Genomic DNA, 21,818 nt, shown 5'->3' on the forward strand with positions numbered 1-21,818 from the left:
GGGAGTCGGCCGGTAGCGATGAACGCCCCGATTAGCGAGGCGGCCTCCTTCAGCCAACAGGTCTCGGTGACCGTGACAACGAACCCAGTGGGCCGCGCCTACACCGTCGACGGCCAGACCTACTCTGCAGCGCAGGCATTCAATTGGTCTCCTGGCTCCCAGCACTCGATCGGCACGACCACCCCTCAGTCCGGAGGCACGGGCGTCCAATACGTGTGGTCCGGCTGGAGCGATGGCGGCGCCATTTCCCACAATGTGACCGCACCCGGCTCCACGGCAACATACACTGCAAGCTTCACGACCCGATACTACCTGACGACCTCTGCCGGCAACGGCGGCACCGTGAGTCCGGCCAGCCAGTGGTACAACGCGGGCCAGAACGTGGGTATATCGGCGTCAGCTAACCAGGGGTATCAGTTTACTTCCTGGGCCGGCAGCGGCTCCGGCAGCTATTCCGGGTCCAACGCCAGCGCCAACGTGACGATGAACGCCCCGATCAGCGAAGCGGCAGCCTTCAGCGCAGCGGGCCAGGTAACGGTGATGACCAATCCGGCGGGACGATCGTTCACGGTGGATGGTCAAACCTACACGGCGGCGCAATCATTCAATTGGACGGCGGGCTCGCAGCATTCGATTGGAACGGCCACACCACAATCCGGTGGGACGGGCATCCAGTTCGTTTGGTCCGGGTGGAACGACGGGGGCGCCATTTCGCACGCCGTCACCGCACCTGGCTCCACGACAACCTACACCGCCAACTTTACGACCCAGTATTATCTGACAACATCCGCCGGCAACGGCGGCGGCACAGTGAGTCCGGCAAGTCAGTGGTACAACGCGGGACAGAATGTGGGCATTTCGGCGTCAGCGAACCAGGGTTATCAGTTTGTCTCCTGGGCCGGCAGCGGCTCCGGCAGCTATTCCGGGTCCAACGCCAGCGCCAGTGTGAACATGAACGCCCCTATCAATGAGACTGCTTCCTTCAGCCAGCAAGTCTCAGTGACGGTGACAACGAACCCCGTGGGCCGTTCCTTCACGGTAGACGGTCAGAGTTACTCGGCCACTCATATATTCAGTTGGTCGCCGGGCACGCAGCACACAATTGGTACGACCACCCCTCAATCCGGCGGCACGGGAGTGCAGTTCGTTTGGTCCGGGTGGAATGATGGGGGCGCGATCTCCCACACGGTGACCGCACCTGGCTCAGCAACAACCTACACCGCAAACTTCACGACCCAATACTACCTGACGACGTCTGCCGGTAGCGGCGGCACTGTGAGTCCGGCCAGCCAGTGGTACAACGCGGGGCAGAGTGTAGGTATTTCGGCGTCAGCGAACCAGGGTTATCAGTTTGTCTCCTGGGCCGGCAGCGGCTCCGGCAGCTATTCCGGGTCCAACGCCAGCGCCAGTGTGAACATGAACGCCCCTATCAATGAGACTGCTTCCTTCAGCCAGCAAGTCTCAGTGACGGTGACAACGAACCCCGTGGGCCGTTCCTTCACGGTAGACGGTCAGAGTTACTCGGCCACTCATATATTCAGTTGGTCGCCGGGCACGCAGCACACAATTGGTACGACCACCCCTCAATCCGGCGGCACGGGAGTGCAGTTCGTTTGGTCCGGGTGGAATGATGGGGGCGCGATCTCCCACACGGTGACAGCAAGCGGCTCCGCGGCCACCTATACTGCGAATTTCGCCACGCAATATTACCTGACAACCTCCGCAGGAAGTGGCGGAACGGTGAGCCCGGCCAGCCAGTGGTATAACGCAGGACAAAGTGTGAGCATCTCGGCGACGGCCAATCAAGGCTATCAATTTGTCGCCTGGACGGGCACGGGCTCGGGCAGTTACTCAGGCACGAATTCGAGTGCCAGCGTTACGATGAACGCGCCAATTACGGAAGTTTCCACATTTTCCATCGTGACGACGTTACCGCCCGCCCCCCCAAATCTTATATCTCCTGCGAATGGCGCGATCGCCCAAGCTTCGAACGTGAACTTCCAATGGTCAGCAAGTGCGAGGGCAGTGAACTATGACTTGTACCTGAGCACAACGAACCCACCCGCGCTCCGCCAAGCAGACGCCAGTGGCACATCGTTCCCGGTCAATGGCTTGGGATGCGGACTGACCTACTACTGGGCAGTCACGGCGAAGAATCCGAGTGGAAAGGCCGCGTCCCAGACATGGACGTTCCAAACATCCGCATGCGGCAATAACGACGAACCGGCCGCGGCGAAAGTCGTTTCCAGCCTGCCTTCGACGAATGAGCAGGACACCATGACGGCCACCTCCAATGCCGCGGACCCCCTCCACTCGTGCACGGGTACCACGGATTCCAACACGGTCTGGTACCGATACGTTGCGACCTTCACGGGCGTCCTCCAGATCAGCAGTGCGGGCAGCAACTATGACACAGTGCTGTCAGCTTACCCAGGCACTGCGGCTCCTGGCGCCGAGATGGCGTGTAACGACGATAGCGGCAACTACCAGTCTTCGATCAGCATAAACGTCACCTCCGGGCAGTCCTATCTCATTGAAGTCAGCGACTATGGCCAGACAGGCGGCGGCTCACTCGTCCTTTCCCTGACGGGGGGGCCACAAACCTTGAATACGGTTTCGCCCAACAGCGGTTCAGGGTCTTCGCAAATGTTCTCAGCGGTGTACCCGAGCGGGATCCAGTGGGGACAGTTGCTATTCGCCCAGACCCCGTCCGGGAACGGCCAATCGTATTGCTTTGTCCACTACGATCGAACAGGAAACGGGTTGTGGCTGTACGGTTCAGGCGGTTTCTTTGTCGGCCCGGTCACACCAGGTGTTTCATCCAACTTGCTGCAGAACACTCTCTGCGCAGTAAACACGGCGGCTTCCAGCATCCAAAGTCAGGGCGGGTCGTTGACCGTCAATGCTTCTCTGGTATTCAAGGGAAGCACGGCGCGCAATATCTACACGCGCTCACTTGATGCTTCCGGAATCGACTCCGGCTGGGTCCAGCGCGGAACCTGGACCTTGCAGGCAGCCTCGCTTCCTTCCCCGACAACCCTTCCGTCCAGCGGCGCGGGCAGCAGCCCGACCTTCAAACTGACCTACCCTGAGCCTCCGGGTTTCGGCGGAATCCCCTCCGGCTGGGCGCAGTTCCTCATTGGCGCGGCGACGGATGGAGGAGGCCAGCCGTTCTGCTTTGCACACTACGACCGCGCCGGCAACGGGCTTTGGATGTACTCATCGGACGCCGGCTTCTTCCTTGGGCCGATCTCGCCGGGCACGCCTTCCAATGCACTGAGCAGTTCCGCATGCACTGTCAGTACAGGGACCGTGAGCATACAGAACACGGGGGGCGGTCTGGTGGTGACATTGCCGCTAACGTTGAATGCACCCATTAACGGCGCGAAGAAGATCTACATGCGTGCACTTGACGCTTTGAATCGCGACACCGGCTGGCTGGAGATGGGCGCTTGGACAGTTCAATAGGGAGGGCTGATTCACGGGAGTTGCGGTCCGGCAGTTCCTTGGAGAGCGGGCCGCGAGCTCGTGTGGCTCTGCATTGAGGTGCTCTACAGTATTGGCGCCATTTTGTGAACCAACTCCAAACTGGAGAGAAGGGACCGGGCTGGAAGCGGTGACGCCGCTTTCGCAATCCTGGTTAAGAGACGAATCGCTGATTTGGGTGAGTGGGCAGTCGAGAGGTATTACGGCATAGGCCAAGGATTCGGACGAATGTGATTGCGGTGATTGATTGTGGTGAAGAGGCGGAGCCGAAGCTCCGCGCAGCATGAATGCCACCCCACAAGAGGTTGGCGGCGGGCTAGTGGTTTGGGTGGGAACGGGTGGAGGAGAGAGGGGGCGGGCCGGTTGGGCCGCGCCCCCTGTGGGGTTCGATTAGTCGCCGTTGGGGCCGTTGTGGCAGCTGTGGCAGCCGATGACGGTGCCCTTGGTGAAGGTTCGGCCGGCCATGGTCCGGTCGGCTTGCATCTTGGACAGGATGGTTCCACGGTAGTCGGTGCCGTGGCAGGCCTGACAGGCGGCGCGGTTGCGGGCGGCGTCTTCGTGCCGGTTGACCCAGGAGGCACCGATGGGGTGGAGACCGTGGGGTCCACCGTTCACGGTGTTGGGTGTGGTGCTGTGGCAGGTGGAGCATTCGGCCAGCGTGCCGGAGTGGCCTTGCAGGGCGTTGCTCTGGACGTTGTCGTTGACGATGGGCGAGGTGTATTCGGCGTGGGTGGAGCCGTGGCAGGCCTCGCATTGCAGGCCGCCGTGGCCGGAAGAACAGCGGTAGAGCGAAGTAGCGGCCGGGGGGGGTATTGGGGTTGGTGGCGAAGGTCTGGTCTGTGACGCCGCGGAGATTGGGCCGAGTTGGCAGAGCGGCGGGATTTGCGGGCCTTCGATGGAGATGGGCGGGCTGCGCGCTTCCCTGCTGGGTTGGTTGGGGACTTTCGGTTGCTCCCCCGCTCCTTGCAGTCGCGGCTCTGCTTGCGGTTGCCTTGGTTTTGTGTACGGCCGCGGACATGGGTGACAATCTGGTCTACCGACATGGGTAACAGTCGTCGCGGGGGCTTGTCTGATCGCCTTTCGCGATTCTAGCCGGATTCGTACGCCTGTGGAAATGTGGGAATCGCGTAGCGATTTCCAAGCGCGGTGGGAAGCGAGGGAATCCTGTTTTTGGATTTCCTCGCTTTCCACGGTGCGTCATTTCCATGGGCCTTACTCAGCGGCCGGCACCGCCGCGGATTCGTCGTCCTGTTGCTCCAGCGCCTTCGGCTTCTTCCTCATAAACCGATTACGCTCTATGTCCAGCCAGCCGAGCAACAGCATGCCGTAGAACACTTCGAAATAGCGATCGTCAACCTGCCGCAGTCCAAGCAACTGACGCGCAAAGATCTCGCTGATGAAAATCCTCTGATCCTTGTAGTAGAGATCTCCGTGATTCTGGATCCGTCGTAGCACGAGCCCTGCCGGGTACTCCACCTCCGGGATCCGACGTGGCATCGGGCGCAACGACGGCTGATAGTGTTTTGCCGGCGTATCGTAGTCCAGGGCTTCATGGGGCCGCTGCTCGTTGTAGATCCTTTGAAAGTCGTGAAATCGCTTCTGCTGCTGGCGCGGGTTGGCCGCCGGCGGATTCAGCGTGTCCTGTTTCAACGTCCGATGCATGCGCTCGTGGCGGCCGTTTTCCTGCGGTGAGGCCGGTGCTGTGCGCTCCGGCAGAATGCCCAGCCGAACCCAGCGCATCGACAACCGACTGAGTCCGCCAGGCGCCCGCGTCGAAAACGGCGTGCCATTGTCCGTACGAATCACCTCCGGCAGACCGTACTCTCGAAACGCCGCCTCGAAGATCGCAGCCGCATGCTTTCCATCCGTCTTCGGCGTAATTTGGCAGCGCAGCAAGTACCTGCTGTGGGCGTCCGTGATGGTCAATGGATCGCAACGCACGCCATCACCTGTACGGAACCAACCCTTGAAGTCCGCGCACCACGTCCGATTGGGTCCATCCACGGACGCAAAGGGCTGCCCGAAGGGCGGCGTCCGCAAGCGTCGCTTTCGTGTGACACTCAGACCCGCTCTTTTCAGGATCATGGCGATGGTGCTGGGCGCCGGCCAGTGCTTCCTCTCCGGCTCCGCCTCGGCCAACTTCCTCAATAGCTTGCGCGGGCCCCAGTTCCACTTCCGCCGCTCAGCCAGGATGCGCTCTATGACTTCCTGACTGACTTCCTGCGGGCTGGTATGAGGCGCCCGGCTGCGGTCCTGCAAACCGGCCACGCCTTCCTCCTCTCGACGCTTGATCCACTTGTGGACCGTCTTTCTCGATACGCCATAGGCTTCCGCCAGTGCGGTCACGGTCTCGCCTTCGTCGTACTCCTGCAATAGTTGAACCCGTTGGTCCATTGCTCTGGTCTCCTTCCACGGCATCGACACTCATCGTGCCGTACCGATAAGGCGGATCAGATCTCTTGCGCCGCTGATCTGTGTTACCGATGTCGCCGGTCCAATTCGTTAGGTCTGGCCGTCGACGGTGTAGGCGCGGCCCACTGGGTTCGTTGTCACGGTCACCGAGACCTGTTGGCTGAAGGAGGCCGCCTCGCTAATCGGGGCGTTCATCGCTACGTTGGCGCTGGTGTTGGACCCGGAATAGCTGCCGGAACCGCTGCCGGCCCAGGAAACAAACTGATACCCCTGGTTGGCTGATGCCGAAATACCTACACTCTGCCCGCGTTGTACCACTGGCTGGCCGGACTCACAGTGCCGCCGCTACCGGCAGACGTCGTCAGGTAGTATTGGGTCGTGAAGTTTGCGGTGTAGGTTGTTGCTGAGCCAGGTGCGGTCACCGTGTGGGATCGCGCCCCATCATTCCACCAGATGGCCGGCATGAGTGCGGCCCGCCAGCCTTGGGGGCTTGCCCCACAGAAGACGGTTTGACTGGAGATGGGACCGAGTTGGCGGAACGGTGGGATCTGCGGGCCTTCGATGGAGATGGGCGGGCTGCGCGCTTGCCTGCCGGGTTGGTTGGGGACTTTCGGTTGCTCCCACGCTCCTTGCAGTCGCGGCTCTGCTTGCGGTTGCCTTGGTTTTGGGGGTGGAACTGGTCGGCGGGGCAGCCTTTCCGGATCGCGGGTGGCCGGGGTGGGCTCGTCGGGGCTGCCTGCAGATGGCCGGCATGAGTGCCGGCCCGCAAGCATGGGGGCTTGCCCCACTGATGACGGTTGACCGAGATGGGGCCGGGGGCCGGGCGACTTTCCGTATGTTGAACATAGAGAGGTGGCGGGACGCGACCGGGTTGATTTGCATGGTCGAGGGGCCCTCCTTCTGATTGCGGGAAGAGACGCTGGGATTTTTGATTGCCCAGGGCCGGATGACTCGCGTGACGCAAGCCCTTGCCGCGCGGCTTGCGGGACTTCCGCCACAGACTGCTCGGGCCGGAAACCGGGTGTACGAGATTGGACGGACGGTGGAACGGGCTGTGCGGAGCCGCGGGTTCAGTGTCCTGAAGGAACTGTGCGGTCACGGGGTGGGGCGGACGATCCACGAGGAACCGACCGTGCCGAACCACTTTGACAGGCGGTTCCGGTCGAAGCTGACGCACGGGCTGGTGATTACCATTGAACCGATCATCTCGGCCGGCGATGGATCGCTGCGGTTGGATGCGGATGGGTGGACGTACCGGACTCGCGACCGCAGCCTGGCGGCGCATTATGAACATTCGCTGGTGGTGACGGAGGGGGCTCCGATTCTGTTGACGGTGGCTTGAGGGGGTGGGACGGGGGGCTGGCGGGTTGGCGGTGGGTGGGGGGACGTTCGCGCCCTGTCCACCCGCGGCTGCCGTTGGAGTTTCGAGCAGCCTGCGTTTTGGGACAGGGGACGAACGTCCCCGCTGCCGTTGGAGTTTCGAACAGCCTGCATTTTGGGACAGGGGACGAACGTCCCCGCTGCCGTTGGGATTCGCGGAATGTTCCCGCTGGCGTTTTGACTCGAGGAACGTTCCCGCTGCCGTTGGGCCTCGAGGAACGCTCCCCACTGGCGTTGGCTACGGCTGACTCTAGAACGTCAGGCGCAGCGCGAATTGCAGTTGGCGGGGCCCCGTGTTCGTGCGGAGGCTGGTGATGGCTCCGAAGGAATTCGAGTTGATGTTCGAGTTGGGGTTGCCCAGGGTGGTTTTGTTGGCGAGGTTGAAGGCTTCGGCGCGGAACTGGAGCTTGTAGCGCTCGCGGACCGGGATCTCCTTGAAGAGGGAGGTGTCGAAGTTGATCAGCGCCTGGGAGAGGGTGCGCGGCAGGTTGCGCGGACCGTTGCCGAGGGTGTAGGCCGCGATGTTGGTGAAGGCGTCGCGGTTGAGCCAGCGGTCCACGGTGGGATTGTCGAGCGAGGGGTCGCCCGCGATGTTGGGCCGATCGCCGCCATAGGTGGGGGCGTTGGCCGTCACGGAGATGACGTTGCCGCTCATGAGGGAGGCGATCACATTCGCCTGCCAGCCTCCGACGACGGCGCGGTAGAGGCGATTGCCGCTCTTGCCGAACGGCAGCAGGTAGCTGGCGGCGGCGGTGAAGCGGTGCGGCTGGAAGGTGGTGGAGACGCCCTTCTCGGCGCGGCGGTTCTCCCAATTCTGGACGGAATTGCTGCCGGAGTCAGTGAACCCATTGCCGCCATTGCCCAGATTGTCATCCAGCAATTTTGAGAACGTGTAGGACAGCAGCGCGGAGAAGCCGCTGGAGAAGCGACGCTCCAGGCGGACGGTGGCGGCGTGGTAGCTGGAGCCGGCCCAGCTATCGAGGACGTCGACGGCCGTGTATTGAGGGCTGGTGGTGAGCAGGGTGGCGAGGGGCACCTTGGCCTGGGCGAGCGGTCCGGAGCGAACGAGGGCCGCGTAGGGGTTGGCGACCTGGTTGAGGAGACTGCTGCCGAGGGCTCGGGCGGAGGCGGGCAGGTAGTGGAACGAGGCGGAGGCAGGCAGGCCGGAGCCGCGGTTGCCCATGTAGCCGAGCTCGAGGGCCCAGGAGCCGAGCTGCTGCTGGATGTTGAAATCCCACTGCTGGGAGTAGCCGGTCTTGAGGGAGCGGAGCGTGGCGGCGGCGTTGGTGCCGATGCCGGTGGCCGCGCCGAGGGTGGTGCCGGAGGGCATGACGATGCCATTGGGGAACGGATTCGTGATGGAGCCGGAGGGCGTGATGCCGCCGTCGGTGGAGCCGACGTAGGGGGTCTGGCTTTCGAAGCCGGTGGAGCCGAGGCGCACGTAGATGCCGGTGGTGGGCAGGTAGTAGATGCCGTAGGAGGCGCGAATCACGGTGTGGGGCAGGAGCTGATAAGCCAAGCCGACGCGCGGGCCGAAGTTGTCCTTCTGCGCGTCGCGATCGCCGCGGCCCAGGCCGCCGGTGCCAGGGAAGATGATGGAGCCGGTGAGGGGCACTCCGTTGACGGTGTTGGTGGCGTAGGGGTCGAAGTTGGCGATGGCGTTGTAGCGATCTGTGCCGGGCCCCTCGTATTCATAGCGCAGGCCGAGATTCAGGGTGAGTTTGGGCGAGGCCTTCCAGTCGTCCTGGACGTAGACGGCGAAGTTCTTCGTCGTGTAGGTGGGGTAGTTGTAGCGATAGAGGGTGCCACTGGCGGCGTAGCCGAGCAGGAAGCTGGCGTAGCCGTAGCCATTGGTGGCGGCCACGGTGGGGCTGGGGCCCTTGGTGAAGTTGCGGTCGAAGTTCAGTTGGAACTGACCGGGTCCCTGGACGCTGTTCCATTGGTAGATGCGCTGCTCGGCTCCGAACTTGAGGGTGTGATTGCCCTTGAGCCAGGTGAGGGCGCCGCCGGCGGTCCAGGTGTTGTTGCGCTGGGCGGAGATGTCGCCCTGGTTCTGGCCGATGGGGGAGACGTCGGACATGGAGAAGTAGGGGAAGAGCGGGATCTGGATCTGGCTATTGACGGAGGGGTCCATGCCGATTTTGGTGACGTCGAAGCCGAGGCTGAGCGGGGTGCGGTCGATGCCGAAGCGGTTGAGGCCGGCGCGCAGCTCGAGGATGAGCGTGGGGCTGAGGGTATCGGTGTAGGTGAGAACGGCGCTGTTGCGGGGGTAGACGGCGGGCGCGCCGGAGGGGTCGGCCACGGTGCCGCCGAAGTAGGTGGGATAGACGTTTTCGGTGCGATCCCAGGTGTAGCGGCCGGCGAGGCGGCGGGCCGGTGTGAAGTAGTGATCGAACTTGCCGCCGAGGATGTCCTTATTGATGGCCTGGGAGCCGACGCCGAAGAAGTTGTTGGCTCCGGTGTAGAGGTCGCCGTCGCCGGTGGGGTTGGGGTAATAGGCGGAAGCGGCGCGGGCGACGGCATTGAGCTGGTTGCGCGGGATGACGTTGCCGGCGAAGGGGACGCGGGCGGTGGAGCTGCTGAGCGGGTCGTAGATGGGGATGAGGACGCCTTTGGCGTCGCGGGTCTGGGAGAAGTCGCCGTCGCGCTGAAGGGCGGTGGGTACGGTGCGGAAGGCACGGGAGCCGGTGCGCTGGCGGACGGCCTCCCAGTTGACGAAGAAGAAGGTGCGATTGCGGATGACGGGTCCGCCGAGGGTGGCTCCGAACTGGTTGAAGGTGAAGGGGGACTTGGGGCTGCCGCTGCGGTTGTTGAAGAAATCGTTGGCGTTGAGCGATTTGTTGCGGAGGTACTCGAAGACGGAGCCATGGAACTCGTTGGTGCCGCTTTTGGAGATGAAGTTGATGATGCCGCCGCCGGTGCGGCCATATTCGGCCGAGGCGTTGCGGGTGATGATGCGGAACTCCTGGGTGGCGTCGGGGGACAGGGCGATCTGGATGCCGCCGGAGGTGTGATTCTCGGCGGCGACACCGTCGACCATGCCGTTGTTGACGGAGGGCGAGCCGCCGCCGATGGAGATGCGGCCATCGCCGTAGGCGGAGTTGCTGAGTCCGCCGAAGCCTCCGAGGGGCCGGACGCCGGGGACGAGGGCGGCGAAGGCGAAGGGGTTGCGGCCGTTGAGGGGGAGGTCGACGATGCGCTGGGAGGTGACGACGGTGCTTTGGGCGGAGGTTTCGGTCTCGAGGGCGGGCGGGGCTCCGGAGACGACGATCTGTTCGACGGTGACGCCGAGTTCCAGCTTGATGTCGACGCGGAGGACCTGGCCTTCGTCGAGGTGGAGGCCGGAGCGGAGGACGGGCCGGAAGCCGGCGACGGTGATGCCGAGGGAGTAGTCGCCGTAGGGCAGCGAAGGCGCGGTGAAGTAGCCCTGGCCGTTGGTGGGGACGCGGCGGGCTACGCCGGTGGCGGTGTTGGTGATGGTGACTGGCGCCTCGGGGATGTTGGCGCCATTGGGGTCAGTGATGAGGCCGGTGATGGTGGACGATTGCGCAAACAGGGCGGGTCCGCCGGCGGTGCAGAGGAGCACGAGGGAGTGTCTGAGAAGGGCAGACACACGTGTGGTGTTATGAGCCATAGAGGTTGTCCTTTGGAGAAGCCGGTTACGAGTTAGCGAAGTGGACGCTGATAGAAGAAGCTTTCGCCCCAGGTCATGACAACGGCTGGATAACGGAGGGGAAAGAGCCGCGTGTAGGTCTGGGTGTAGTCTTCGCGGTGGTCGACCTTGTGTCCCATTTCGTTCTCGTGACCGGTGATGACGAGGGCGGGATTGATGCCGCGGACCATGCGGCCGAGGCCGTTGGCCCAGCAGTTGGGCATGAGGATGTCGACCTTTTGATCGCGGCCGATCTGGGCGATCCAGTCGAAGTCGCTGCCGGCGGCCTCGGAGCCGGATTGGTCGCCGGTCTGGACGAGGGTGAAGCCCTCGGGTGTGGTGACGAGGGTGATGTTGACGAGGATGCGCGGGCCCTGGTGGCCGGGATAGGGCACGACGGAGAGGCTGCGGCCATTGGCGAGGGTGAGGGTTTGCGCGGGTCCGGTATTGCGGGGGAGATGGGTGACGGCTTTGGCGAGGGTGGGTTCGGCGGTCCAGACGTCTTCAGGGGCGACGACGGGTTTGTGGAGGGCGAGGAAGGCGCGCGCGACGTCGGGGTTGGCATGGTCGCCGTGCTGGTGGCTGATGAAGAGAGCGTCGGCCTGGGCGGCGAGACGGTCGATCCATTCCTGGGGCATGGCAAAGCCGGGTTCGCGAGTGCCGGGCACGATGTCGAAGGCGACGGAGACGCTGGCGGTGCGGACGAGGAAGCCGTGGTTGTAGAGCTTCCAGATGCGGAGTCCGGTGGTGACGCGGGTGGTTTCGATTTCGCGGAGGGCTGCTTCGAGGCGGGCCTTGTAGTATTGCTGGACGATGGGTTTGCGGGGCGCGGATTCGATGTGGAGGACGTCGTCGAGGCGGATCATGGCCGCGCGGCGGACGGGTGTCTCGACGAGAGAAGGCTGGTAGTTGGCGAGGATGAAGTTGACCCAGTCGAGGGAGTTGGCGATCCATTCGTCGGGCGCGTCCTTGAGTTCCGGCGCCGTGAGCAGGCGGCGGGCGGAAGAGACGAAGGGCGGCTTGGGGGCGTTATCGGCGACGGATTCGCGGGGATCGGCGGGGTCGAACGGAAAGGGCTGGGTTTGCGCGCGGGTACTGGGCGCGGCGGCGCAGGCGAGCAGGACCAGGGCGAAGAGGGGCGTGCGATAAGACTGCCGTGAGTGCATGGGATTAGACTGTCGTGACCAGTCTATGCGTTGCGCGTATCGTTGGCGTTACGACGGTGCGGCTTTCCCGTGAATCTACGGCAAATGGCGGCGGGCGGGACGGCCCAATGAACGGCCCCGCCGTTTGCGGCGCTGGCGCCCGCCACGAGCAGTGCGTTGTGCTACAGCGCCCGCATGAAGGCGACCAGGTCCGATTTCTCGGCCGGGGTCAGTTGCAGCTCCAGGGCGAGATTGAAGAACTCCACTGTATCTTCGAGGGTCAGCAACCGGCCGTCATGCAGATAGGGCGGTGAATCCTTCACCCCGCGGAGCGGGAACGTCTTGATGGGCCCGTCGCCGTAGGACATCATGTTGTTGACCATGCGCGGCTTGAAGAAGCGCTCCGTCTGGAGGTTGTGCATGCTGTTGTCGGTGTAATAGGGCGCCTGATGGCATGAGGCGCACTGGCCCTTGCCAAAGAATACGGCCTGGCCGCGCAGTTCCGCCGCATCCGCCTTCTTCGGATTCAACTTGCCGTCGACGCCGAGTTTGGGCGCGGGTGGGAAGTCGAGAATCTCCTGAAACTCCGCCATGGCATGGACCTGGCTGCCGCGGTCGAGTATGTTCACGCCCTTCTTCTGCGCGATCACCGGGTCTCCGTCAAAGTACGCGGCGCGCTGCTCAAACTCGGTGAAGTCCTCGATGGTCTTCAACGCCCGCTGGGAACCGAAGAGGCGTTGAATATTGGCTCCGCGCAGGGTCGGCGTGTTGATGCGATGCCGGAACTCCTGCGGCCGCGCGTCGCCGGCCAGATGCGTGGCGCGGTTGGTGTGGCCGTTGGCATGGCAATCGAAGCAGGTGACGCCGCGGCTGACACGCTCAGAGCGGCGGTCTTCGGTGGCGTTGAACTGCTGCTGCGGGAAGGGTGTCACCAGCAGGCGAAGTCCCTCCAACTGCTTGGGATTCAGGAGTCCGTTGAACACCTCATAGAAATTGTCGATGGTGATGAGCTTGCCTTTGGAGACATCGCCCAGATCGGTGCGGGTGGTCAGAAAGATGGGTGGAGGAAAGTCGGGTAGGAAGTGGTCTGGAATGTCGTAATCCAGGTCGAAGCGGGTGAGGTCCCGGCTCTCCTGCTTCTTCACCTCATCGATTTCGAACTTTGGGAAGATCATCCCGCCCTCAGGGTGATTGGGATGAGGCAGAGGCTCAAAGCCGGCGGGGTAGAGGCTGCGCTCCCTGATCTGGTCCGGGGTCAATTTGGAGAGCTGGTCCCAGGTTGTGCCCGCGGCGAGTTTGACGCGCACACCCTGCTGCACGGCCTTGCCTCCGGACATGCGGACGCCTTGGGCCGGGCGATTGCTGAGATCGTAGCGCTGCTCGAGTAGGGCCAGGTGCCGCCGCATGATCTCGGGCTTGGCCGCGACCATGCGGGTCATGATGGTCGAGAAAGTCTCGTGAATGTCGACCGGCGCGTAACTGGAAGGTTTCTTGCCGTCGTCCTGCGCGCGCAGCGTGCCAACGGACAGCAACAAGCAGGCAGTCATGAATAAGCCGGCGGTCAACAGCGCCCATTCGAGTTTGCGAAGAATCGTTGTCATCGGACCTCCCGCGGATCCTTATGCACTTCGCGCGCCATCGCCGCAGGCCTTTCAATACCCGGCAAACTCCTCCGCGCGGATGTCGTCCTCGCGGATTCCGGCCTGACTGAGCATCGTGTGGAGCGCCTGCACCATTTGGGGCGGGCCGGCTACGTAGTAGAGCGGGGCTACGGCGTTCCGGAGATACCTGGACAGCATCGCCCGGTCAATTTTTCCGGTTTCGCCGTTCCAGCGCCGCTGCGATTTTGCCATTCCGGTCATCGTCGCAATCAGTTTGTAGTTCGGATTTTCCCGCTCGAGCGCCTGGAGTTCCTCGAGAAAGGGAGCGTCCTCGGGCCGTCGGTTCGAATAGAAGAGGAAGATGCGGCGAGGGAGTTCTTCTTCGGCCGCGCGCAGCACCATGCTCCGGAAGGGTGTGATGCCGATGCCGCCCGCCAAAAGGACGGCGGGTCGCGGCGAGGCGCCGTCGAGTGTCAGGTCACCCGCGGGACCAGTCAGATGAACCGACGTACCGACCCGTAGAGACTGCAACGTGCGTTTGAAGGCCGAATCCCGCAGGCGTGTAGCGATCATCAGGCTCGCCTCGTGGGGGCTGCTCGCGATAGAGAATGTTCGCGTGTTCCCTTCCCCATCCGTTTGCTTGGGATCGATCAGAGTCATGTCCAGATACTGGCCTGCCTGGAAGGACCAGTGCGACGGCCTTTCAAAACGGAGGGCCAGCGTGCGCTCGGCGACTTCCTGCCGGCTCAACAGCTTGGACAGAGGGCTGGGCGCGACTGCAGCGGCGCTCATGCCGGCACCACTTCGCGGTTCATAGCTCCCCCACCATGTGTTCGATCCCGCTGGAGGTGTAGTAGCGGGCGACCAACGGGCGCCGGGTCTCGAGAACTTTCCAAGCCTCGACTTTCCTCGACTCGGTGGGACAGTGTACGGCGACGAACGCCTCGCCCCGTTTCGCCGCGGCCAGATCCCTGTCGGCGTAGGCGGCCTCGGTGCCGATGGTTCGAGACAGTTCCGTCATCAGCAAGCCCCACAGACCGTCCTGGTACAGGTGTTCCTCGGCGAACTGGACCACCTCTTCGCCGGTTGCCGCGATGACGTCTTCCTCGACCTGGCCGGCGAGACGGAGCTCCGCCAGGGCGGCATTGGCATCAGCGAAGTTCGGAAAAACGGCCAGTACATGGCGTTCCGGAAAGAACACCCCGAACGCGTTGTCTGCCCCTTTGAAGAATGTGGCCAAGCGGCTCATCCGGAATCTGCCTCCTTTTCCGTACGTTGGATTACGCCTCGCGGAGACGGCCTGGTCCGCTGCGGCGCCAGTCCGCGGAGCGGGGGCACCGCCCCGTCTCCGGAGAGGACTACCTGCTCTCAGAGCACGTAGAGGCCCAGCTCGCGGGTAGGGGGACGACTGCCCAATTGCGAGGGACGACATCGACCAGATTCAATCCGGGCGGCTATTCGTGGAAGGCCTCCCGATTGCCGCGGAGTTGGCCTGGATTGCGGTGGGCCGACGTGCGAGGGGACTGGTCATGACGCCATATGGTCACGTGACCAAACTGCGCCGCCAGTGGGGGGTCCTCGTTGGAAGCAGGTTCTTGGAAGGCTGGAGGGGTGCTGCACGCGCGACTGCTGATTCCGGGGCGGAAGGGGCGGAGCTGAAGATCCGCGCAGCATGAATGCCGCCCCACAAGATGAGTGCTGCCCCATCAGCGGCTGTAGCAGATTCGGATTGACCGCGGGTTGGCTACTGCGGGGTCGTGTTGAACGGGGAGGGGATTTCGGTGAAAGTGCCGCGCATTAAGACGGATGGGGCCATGCCCACCATCTGATTGAAGGTGCGCGTCAGGTGGGCGGCGTCGGCGAAGTCCGCGGCCTGGGCGGCGTCCGCGATCGTGCGCTGGGAGCCTATGGCCAGCATCGCGCGGGTCAGCTTGCGCCACAGCATGTAGCGGCTGAAGGGAAGGCCCACCTGCTGCCGGAAGAGGTGGGCGAACCGGCTGGGCGAGAGGAAGGCCAGCGCGGCGGCGGCCTCCAGGGAGATGCGCAGGTCATCAGAGACCTGGATGTGGTGCAAGACTTTGGTGACCCGCGGGTCCAGGCGGCGGCGCGGCGGGGGGCCGGAGCTTAGGGCTTGGGCGCAGTGGCGGATGAGCGCGCAGGCTTCCGGGGGTGGGCAGGGTTGCTCCCCTGAAGACGCGCGGGTCGCGGGCCGCACTGCTGGGTGGGTTGGAGCGTTTCGGCGGGTTATCCGCTCACTTGCGTTCGCGGCTCCGTTTGCCGCGGGGGGCATGGGGACATCCGTGAAGCTGCGCAGTTCTGATACGGGGGCCGCGAGACGGGCCTCGGAGAGAGTGGTGATGTCCTCGGTGAGCACGGCGCGCAGCCAGGCTCCTTCGCTGGCTTCCGGATCGACGAAGAGCATGGCGCCGAAGGCTCCGCTGCAGTCGAAGGAGTGGACGGCGTCGGGCTGGACGATGATGCCGTGCGCCTGGCGCCATTGCCCGTCCCGGCCCGCTACCGCGATGGGGTCATCGAGCGAGATGACGATCTGGATGGCGTGGTGCGCGTGCGGCGGGACCACGCCCCGGGCGCGGCCGATGAGGAGAAAGCCACCGTCCCAGAGGTACCAGCGGGGTTCGCTCAGCCAGCGGTAGGCTGCGTCGTTGGGCGGTGCGGTCAGGGGGGCCTCCGGCTCTTACTGTAGCTGCTTTGTCGAAGAAGTTTAGCTGATGTGTTCAAGCCCTGGGAAGGATCCCCAGGCTATCTTCTATTCGTGGTCAAGAATAAACAAGCAAGCCGGCAGGCCGGTTCCGGCCGGTATGACGCAAGATGTTCCAGCGAGCGGGGGTGGACGGCATGAGTGGAATGGTCGCGTTTCTCGGGCATTACGGTTACGCCGCGCTGTTCGGGTGCGTTCTGCTGGAGCAGCTCGGGTTGCCCTTGCCGGCCGCTCCGCTGCTGCTGGCCGCCGGCGCCCTGGCCGGATTGGGCGAACTGAACCTGGCGGCGGCGTGGCTGCTGGCGGTGGGAGCTTCGCTGATTGGGGATTCGCTCTGGTATTACCTGGGAAAGACGCGCGGGCTGCCGGTGCTGCGACTGCTGTGCAGGATCTCGCTGGAGCCGGATGCGTGCGTGCGGCGGACCAACCTGGCGTATTCCAAACACGGGACACGCTGGCTGCTGTTCGCCAAGTTTGTGCCGGGATTGGGGACGGTGGCTCCTCCGATGGCGGGCGTGTATGGGCTGGGTATTGGGTGGTTCCTCGCCATGGATGGCGCGGGTGCGGGGTTATGGGCTGGAGTCTTTCTGTTGGCCGGCTGGTGCTTTCGCGGCCAGATGGATGCGATTGCCTTCCAGACGGAGCGGCTGGGCGGATGGGTGGGCCTCGCCGCGGCAGGCGCGCTCGTGGTGTATCTCCTATTTAAGTACTTCGAGAGAAGACGGGTGCACCGTGCACTGCGGGTGGCGCGGATTGCACCGATGGAGTTGAAACGACGACTGGAGTTGGGCGAAGCGGTGACGATTGTCGACCTGCGGAATTCATTCGAGTGGGAGGCCGGGCGGATTCCCGGGTCCTTTGTGCTGACAGAGGAGGAGTTGGACGCGTTTGTACCGGCTTTCCCGGAAGCAGAGATGATTCTCTATTGCTCGTGCCCGAATGAGGTGTCCAGTGCGGCGGCGGCGGCGATCCGGCTGCAGCGGAGAGGGGTGCGGCTGGTCCGGCCGCTGGAGGGCGGGTTCCCACTGTGGACGGAGCTGGGGTTTCCGGTGGAAGTGGCGAGGTAGGCGAGGGGAAGGTACGCCAAATTCCGGCCACGCGGGAGCTGGCTATGGATTGCGGTTTTCGTGCGGTTTGGGACGGATGTGAGCGATTTAGACGCGGGGGTGGCGCTTGCGGTGCGCCCACGCCAGCAGGGCCGCGGCCAAGGCGACGCCCGCTGCGTAGGACGGCTCGGGAATTCCGGTGGGCGTCACGGATTCGAAGGTCGAGCCGATGCGGAGCTCATCCATTGTGAAGCCGCCGTAGTTGTTGATCGTCAGAAAGTCGATCAGGCCCACGTCCAGGTTTGTTTTCGTTGCGTCCGCGACGCCTGGTTCCGGTAGACCCGGGGTGGGATTCAGGTACAACGAGAGGGAATCGTTGCCAGGATGGAAGTCGGCCCTGAGGACGAAGAGAACAGTCTGCCCGGCGACCACGGGCACGGACGAGAGGCTGAGGTCGTTGACCGGGCCTTCCAGGCCGTAGAAGGACTGGTTGCCGGACAGGCCGGCGAATACCGAGCCGATGTTCAGGCCGCCGTAGTAGCCGAAGCCGGCATCGGGCCGCAGCAGAAAGCTGAGGTAGACCGTGGTGTTGTCGGCGCCTTGTTGCGTGCCCAGGTAGCGGACCCAGGTGGCGACCGACGAACCCTGATTGGGCGGTTGCGAGCCGGGCGTGGAGAGTGAGCCGCCGGAGACCGCCAAGGCTCCGGAGGTGAGCGAAGCGGCTCCAATGGTTGCGTCGAGGCCGCCGGGCGTGCCCCAGGTTCCGGACCAGCCGGAGCCGCCGTTCTGCAGGAAGAGGCTCGAGCCGGACGGGTAGGAGAAGCTTTCGTATTGGTAGAGCGTGCCGCCACTGGCCAGGGCGCCGGTCCAGAGGCAGGCTGCGCAGAGCTTGTGCATCCACGGATTCTTGGGCATGTGGTCCCTCCAGGGTGTTCTGATCATTCTACGCGTTGTCACGGGGCGGCGCAGGAGGGGTTGGTGGTGGAGCGGCGGAGGATGCGCCCGGGATCGGTTGTGGACTTGGCTGAACACGCTCGGATGGGGAGGCTGGCTCGCTCGGCCGTTGGGTGGCGGCTGTTTGTTGTCTCCCCGCTGCTTCCAGTCGCGGCTCGGAACACGGATCGCCGCTTTGTGGACACAGGGGCCGTGCGGCCGGGTTGGTGGGGACTTTCCGCGAGTTATGCACTGACTCACGTTTGCGACTCCATGCGCTTGGGCGGCCCGGCGAACCTTGAGAGTCGCGAGGGTCACTCTCTGCGTCGTGGCGCTCTCACTGAGGCCCAGCATCCAGTTAGTCCTGGGGGCGATTACCGGATTCGTGGTCCAAGGAATGTTCTCGTTGGTCTGAATCGCGCTGAATTAACTCGGGTTGGTGACCGCCATCAATTGGGGTGGGAAGCCGGTCCTACTACTGGAGAAATGGGGAAAATATAATTACGGCGGTCCCTTGTCCCTTGAAGGCTCACGGACCGAACCCAAACGGCAATCTAACGAAGAGTCCTTGGCGGGCCGTTCCGTGTTATCGGGGGCCGTCTCCATTTAGCTGGTGCGCGTTGCGGCTTGCGATATCGCTACCGGCCTTGGATTTGTAATTCTCCACGACGAAACCAAGAAACATGAGCGCGCCTAGTTCGCCTGCGGCCAGTTGACGCCTATTACCTGCCCAACAATTGCTCGACACAGCCTCCGTCATCGCCAACTGGCGGTTGGACCTGGCATGAGGAATCTTGTCAGTGCATCTTGTGTGAGCAAACTTCGGAGGCAGTGTCCAAACAGACAGATGACGTGGCATGCCTGAAACATTCACTCTCAACTTGTTTTGGACAGCAGAGAAACTATTTGCACAATCCGCAAGTCTTGTGATAGTCTTTCTCACCATGCAACTGGGAAGCCTTACTATTATCAGTCTGCTCTCTGTGTCTTTCGCCTCGGGAGCCACACTTTACACACAACCCCTAGTTTGGACTTCGGGCAACAATGTGGGCAGCGTCTGGACATCCCACGTGGACGCCGCGGTCAACGGATGGCGGACTTACGATAATTTTTCGCTGGCATCCTCGGCCGTGATAGGCCAGGCAACCTGGTATGGCATCTACCTCGATTCTGCCCTCGCAAACGGAACTCCGAATACATCCTCCTGGCAGGTGTCGTTTTACGCCGACGCTGCCGGAGTACCTGGAGCACAGCTTTCCAACACCACGCTGAATCTGGCTGACGTGACGGTGCAGAATCTCGGGACCGGGTTTTTCGGAGCGGAAGCCGTCACCGTTTACCAATTCTCGGCGAACCTTTCTCCGTTCGCCGCTACCGCGGCCACTACTTACTGGTTCTCCCCGTGGAGCAACGGGCCCACCTTCTTTAACCTCCTTGGGTTGGTGGCCGGAACCGGCGGGGACAACGCAACTTACCAGGAAAGCTTGAGCGCCGGCAGCGTGTCGGGCACATTCGTCCGCGGCAGCGACAGGGCTTTCTCCCTGGCGGAAGTCCCCGAGCCCTCCACCAACCTGCTGATCCTCTCCGGCATCGGCGTCCTGGCTCTTCTCCGCCGCCGTCGCGCGTAGCTGAATGAGGCAGGGGCCGTGCAGCCGCGAGAAGCCGGCCACCGGCTGTCAGCCTTCCAGTAATTTGCGGAGAAAGACCAGTTGTCCCAGGTGGTATGAGTTGTGGTCCGCCACCAGCAAGGCTTCCCGCAGCAGGGTCTGGCCTGTGCCGTGGGGCAAAGGTGCGTAGAGGTCGTGCGCGGCATCCGCTATGAGCGCGCGCATCTCCGCCAGGTCCTGCTGAAACTGGCTTACCGATCGCTGCCACGCCTCGTCGCTGGGTGGTTCCGCGCTCGCCGGCCAATAGTCATCGGGGAACGTCCTGTCGACATACGCGGGATTGCGGCTGAAGTCGAGAATATCTTCCTGCGCGAGGCGTAAATGCTCGAGCAGTTCCCAGGCCGAATGAGGTGCACCTGGCGGCTTTACCCCGCGCAGGGCCGAGGGAAAGTCAGCCAACGCGTCCTCGAAGGAGAGGTGCGCGCCTTCCATTCGCAGCAGGTTGTCGAGATGCGCGCGGAGGGAGGAATTGTCCTGGTGGCCCATGGCTCAGTTTCGCAGATTGGGGGAGTGAGGTCCGAACCTCACGCCGCGCCGCCACGCCGGTGTTTTCGCGTGTCGCTGGGAGCAAGGCCGGGAGAGGAGAGTGCCTCCCCCGGACCAGCAGTACCGGGCGCGACAGGTTCGATGGGTTCGGCCCCCCTACGCCCGGATCAGGAGCCGGTTTCCAGGACGACCCGGAAGCGCGCCTTGCCGCTCATCATGCGGTCGTAGGCCGCCGAGGCCTTCTCCAGCGGATACTTTTCGATCAACGGCAGCACGCCGCTAATCTCACTGAACTTGAGCGTGTCTTCAGAGTCGATGGACGTGCCGCTGGGCCAACCGCGAATCGACTGGCGCTGCAGGACGAGACCGAGCACAGAGGCCTGGACCGGCTTGCCGGGCACGCCGAGGATCACAAATTCACCCTTGTACCCGAGGCCGCCCATCGCGGCGGACATGGCATCGGCGTCGGTCACCGTAGCCAGAATCACGCGGGCGCCCCCGAGTTTCTGGAGGGCCGCGGACACATCGGAGGTAGTGCTGTCGATGTAGTGACGCGCGCCCAATTCGCGAGCGAACTTCTCTTTGTCCGCTCCGCGGGCAATGGCGACGGTGTTGAAGCCCATCTTCGCGGCGAACTGGACACCCAGGTGGCCCAAGCCGCCCATGCCCAGGATGGCGACGGTATCAGGAGGCCGCGCTCCGGTGTTGCGCAGTGAATTGAAGGTTGTGATGCCCGCACAGAGCAGCGGGGCAGCCTCGGCGCTGGCCAGGGAATCGGGGATCGCCGCGAGCGCTTCGGCGGGCGCTACAACATAGTCGGCATAGCCGCCGTCGTAGGTGAGGCCCGGGATCGAGGCATTCTGGCAGGCGACATGGTCGCCGCGCCGGCAGGGTTCACAGCGTCCGCAATGGCCGCCATACCAGCCGATGCCGACGCGTTGACCGATGCTCCACTGGGGCACGTCCGGGCCAACGGCGTCGACGACACCCACGATCTCGTGGCCGGGCACGCGAGGGTATTTGATCGTGGGCAGCAGGCCGCCGACCGTCAGGGCATCGCTGTGACAGACGCCACACGCCTGGACGCGCACCCTCACCTCGCGGGCCGCCGGATCCGGCACTTCCCGGCTGACTACGGTGAGGGGCCCGCCAGCATTCTGCACCTCTACGTATCTTGCTTTCATTCGTACGATTCCTTCCACTGGGTTGCTTTGCGCACGGCGAAGCATCCCAGATTTCGTTGAGAGGTTGGATGCGCGGGTGTGGTGATTGGCGACAGGAAATCGGCCTT

General features: G+C 63.5%; 16 protein-coding genes. 4 read left to right on the plus strand and 12 right to left on the minus strand.

Annotated features, from left to right (window positions below):
• The first annotated feature begins 18 nt into the window (after nt 1-18).
• On the plus strand, nt 19-3,468 hold the full coding sequence (locus tag IRI77_RS11370) for an InlB B-repeat-containing protein (RefSeq protein WP_194452180.1): 3,450 nt from the start codon (nt 19-21) through the stop codon (nt 3,466-3,468).
• Nucleotides 3,469-3,876: 408 nt separating this feature from the next.
• On the opposite strand, the gene IRI77_RS11375 is transcribed toward IRI77_RS11370, so the two are convergent.
• From IRI77_RS11375 to IRI77_RS11385, 3 genes are all read right to left on the minus strand, one after another.
• Complete coding sequence (locus IRI77_RS11375) at nt 3,877-4,101, minus strand: cytochrome c3 family protein (protein WP_194452181.1); 225 nt, start codon at nt 4,099-4,101, stop codon at nt 3,877-3,879.
• 597 nt (nt 4,102-4,698) lie between these two features.
• Entirely contained in the window at nt 4,699-5,880 is a 1,182-nt protein-coding gene (locus IRI77_RS11380) for an IS481 family transposase (protein WP_228486229.1), read from the minus strand.
• Nucleotides 5,881-5,988: 108 nt separating this feature from the next.
• Nucleotides 5,989-6,216 carry an InlB B-repeat-containing protein gene (locus IRI77_RS11385; protein WP_194452182.1) on the minus strand — a complete coding sequence of 76 codons (228 nt, stop codon included), beginning with the start codon at nt 6,214-6,216 and terminating at the stop codon, nt 5,989-5,991.
• 637 nt (nt 6,217-6,853) lie between these two features.
• Between IRI77_RS11385 and IRI77_RS11390 the strand changes: the two genes are divergently transcribed.
• Nucleotides 6,854-7,240, plus strand: coding sequence for a M24 family metallopeptidase (locus tag IRI77_RS11390; protein ID WP_228486688.1), 387 nt, complete (start codon nt 6,854-6,856; stop codon nt 7,238-7,240).
• A gap of 288 nt (nt 7,241-7,528) precedes the next feature.
• On the opposite strand, the gene IRI77_RS11395 is transcribed toward IRI77_RS11390, so the two are convergent.
• The 6 genes from IRI77_RS11395 to IRI77_RS11420 form a co-directional block, all read right to left on the minus strand.
• Nucleotides 7,529-10,864, minus strand: a complete 3,336-nt coding sequence (locus IRI77_RS11395) for a TonB-dependent receptor (protein ID WP_194452184.1) — start codon at nt 10,862-10,864, stop codon at nt 7,529-7,531.
• 80 nt (nt 10,865-10,944) lie between these two features.
• The gene (locus tag IRI77_RS11400; protein WP_194452185.1) at nt 10,945-12,096 is read right to left on the minus strand and encodes an MBL fold metallo-hydrolase; all 1,152 of its coding nucleotides are present in this window, start codon (nt 12,094-12,096) and stop codon (nt 10,945-10,947) included.
• A gap of 161 nt (nt 12,097-12,257) precedes the next feature.
• Nucleotides 12,258-13,622, minus strand: coding sequence for a cytochrome B6 (locus tag IRI77_RS11405; RefSeq protein ID WP_407674113.1), 1,365 nt, complete (start codon nt 13,620-13,622; stop codon nt 12,258-12,260).
• A gap of 105 nt (nt 13,623-13,727) precedes the next feature.
• A complete protein-coding gene (locus IRI77_RS11410; protein WP_194452186.1) occupies nt 13,728-14,468 on the minus strand; it encodes a ferredoxin--NADP reductase in 741 nt (246 codons plus the stop codon).
• A gap of 19 nt (nt 14,469-14,487) precedes the next feature.
• Entirely contained in the window at nt 14,488-14,925 is a 438-nt protein-coding gene (locus tag IRI77_RS11415; protein ID WP_194452187.1) for a hypothetical protein, read from the minus strand.
• Nucleotides 14,926-15,420: 495 nt separating this feature from the next.
• Nucleotides 15,421-16,257: a helix-turn-helix domain-containing protein gene (locus tag IRI77_RS11420; RefSeq protein ID WP_194452188.1), complete on the minus strand. Its 837-nt coding sequence runs from the start codon at nt 16,255-16,257 to the stop codon at nt 15,421-15,423.
• 248 nt (nt 16,258-16,505) lie between these two features.
• On the opposite strand from IRI77_RS11420, the gene IRI77_RS11425 reads away from it, so the two are divergent.
• A complete protein-coding gene (locus IRI77_RS11425) occupies nt 16,506-17,462 on the plus strand; it encodes a rhodanese-like domain-containing protein (protein WP_194452189.1) in 957 nt (318 codons plus the stop codon).
• Between the two features lie 87 nt (nt 17,463-17,549).
• Here IRI77_RS11425 and IRI77_RS11430 read toward each other — a convergent pair whose 3' ends face one another.
• On the minus strand, nt 17,550-18,356 hold the full coding sequence (locus tag IRI77_RS11430; protein WP_194452190.1) for a hypothetical protein: 807 nt from the start codon (nt 18,354-18,356) through the stop codon (nt 17,550-17,552).
• Between the two features lie 1,148 nt (nt 18,357-19,504).
• Here IRI77_RS11430 and IRI77_RS11435 point away from each other — a divergent pair.
• Complete coding sequence (locus IRI77_RS11435; RefSeq protein WP_194452191.1) at nt 19,505-20,002, plus strand: PEP-CTERM sorting domain-containing protein; 498 nt, start codon at nt 19,505-19,507, stop codon at nt 20,000-20,002.
• Between the two features lie 48 nt (nt 20,003-20,050).
• On the opposite strand, the gene IRI77_RS11440 is transcribed toward IRI77_RS11435, so the two are convergent.
• Nucleotides 20,051-20,527 (minus strand): DinB family protein, encoded by a 477-nt coding sequence (locus tag IRI77_RS11440; protein ID WP_194452192.1) that lies wholly within the window; start codon nt 20,525-20,527, stop codon nt 20,051-20,053.
• A 167-nt stretch (nt 20,528-20,694) separates the two neighbouring features.
• Nucleotides 20,695-21,711, minus strand: coding sequence for an alcohol dehydrogenase (locus tag IRI77_RS11445; protein ID WP_194452193.1), 1,017 nt, complete (start codon nt 21,709-21,711; stop codon nt 20,695-20,697).
• Between the last annotated feature and the right edge of the window lie 107 nt (nt 21,712-21,818).

Source organism: Paludibaculum fermentans (genome assembly GCF_015277775.1).
Classification (GTDB): Bacteria; Acidobacteriota; Terriglobia; order Bryobacterales; family Bryobacteraceae; genus Paludibaculum; species Paludibaculum fermentans.

Excerpts from the sequence above, each read along its gene's own strand:
- IRI77_RS11370 (WP_194452180.1), top strand. The coding sequence starts at position 19 with ATGAACGCCCCGATTAGCGAGGCGGCCTCCTTCAGCCAACAGGTCTCG.
- IRI77_RS11380 (WP_228486229.1), bottom strand. The coding sequence starts at position 5,880 with ATGGACCAACGGGTTCAACTATTGCAGGAGTACGACGAAGGCGAGACC.
- IRI77_RS11400 (WP_194452185.1), bottom strand. The coding sequence starts at position 12,096 with ATGCACTCACGGCAGTCTTATCGCACGCCCCTCTTCGCCCTGGTCCTG.
- IRI77_RS11405 (WP_407674113.1), bottom strand. The coding sequence starts at position 13,622 with ATGACTGCCTGCTTGTTGCTGTCCGTTGGCACGCTGCGCGCGCAGGAC.
- IRI77_RS11410 (WP_194452186.1), bottom strand. The coding sequence starts at position 14,468 with ATGAGCGCCGCTGCAGTCGCGCCCAGCCCTCTGTCCAAGCTGTTGAGC.
- IRI77_RS11415 (WP_194452187.1), bottom strand. The coding sequence starts at position 14,925 with ATGAGCCGCTTGGCCACATTCTTCAAAGGGGCAGACAACGCGTTCGGG.
- IRI77_RS11425 (WP_194452189.1), top strand. The coding sequence starts at position 16,506 with ATGTTCCAGCGAGCGGGGGTGGACGGCATGAGTGGAATGGTCGCGTTT.
- IRI77_RS11430 (WP_194452190.1), bottom strand. The coding sequence starts at position 18,356 with ATGCCCAAGAATCCGTGGATGCACAAGCTCTGCGCAGCCTGCCTCTGG.
- IRI77_RS11440 (WP_194452192.1), bottom strand. The coding sequence starts at position 20,527 with ATGGGCCACCAGGACAATTCCTCCCTCCGCGCGCATCTCGACAACCTG.
- IRI77_RS11445 (WP_194452193.1), bottom strand. The coding sequence starts at position 21,711 with ATGAAAGCAAGATACGTAGAGGTGCAGAATGCTGGCGGGCCCCTCACC.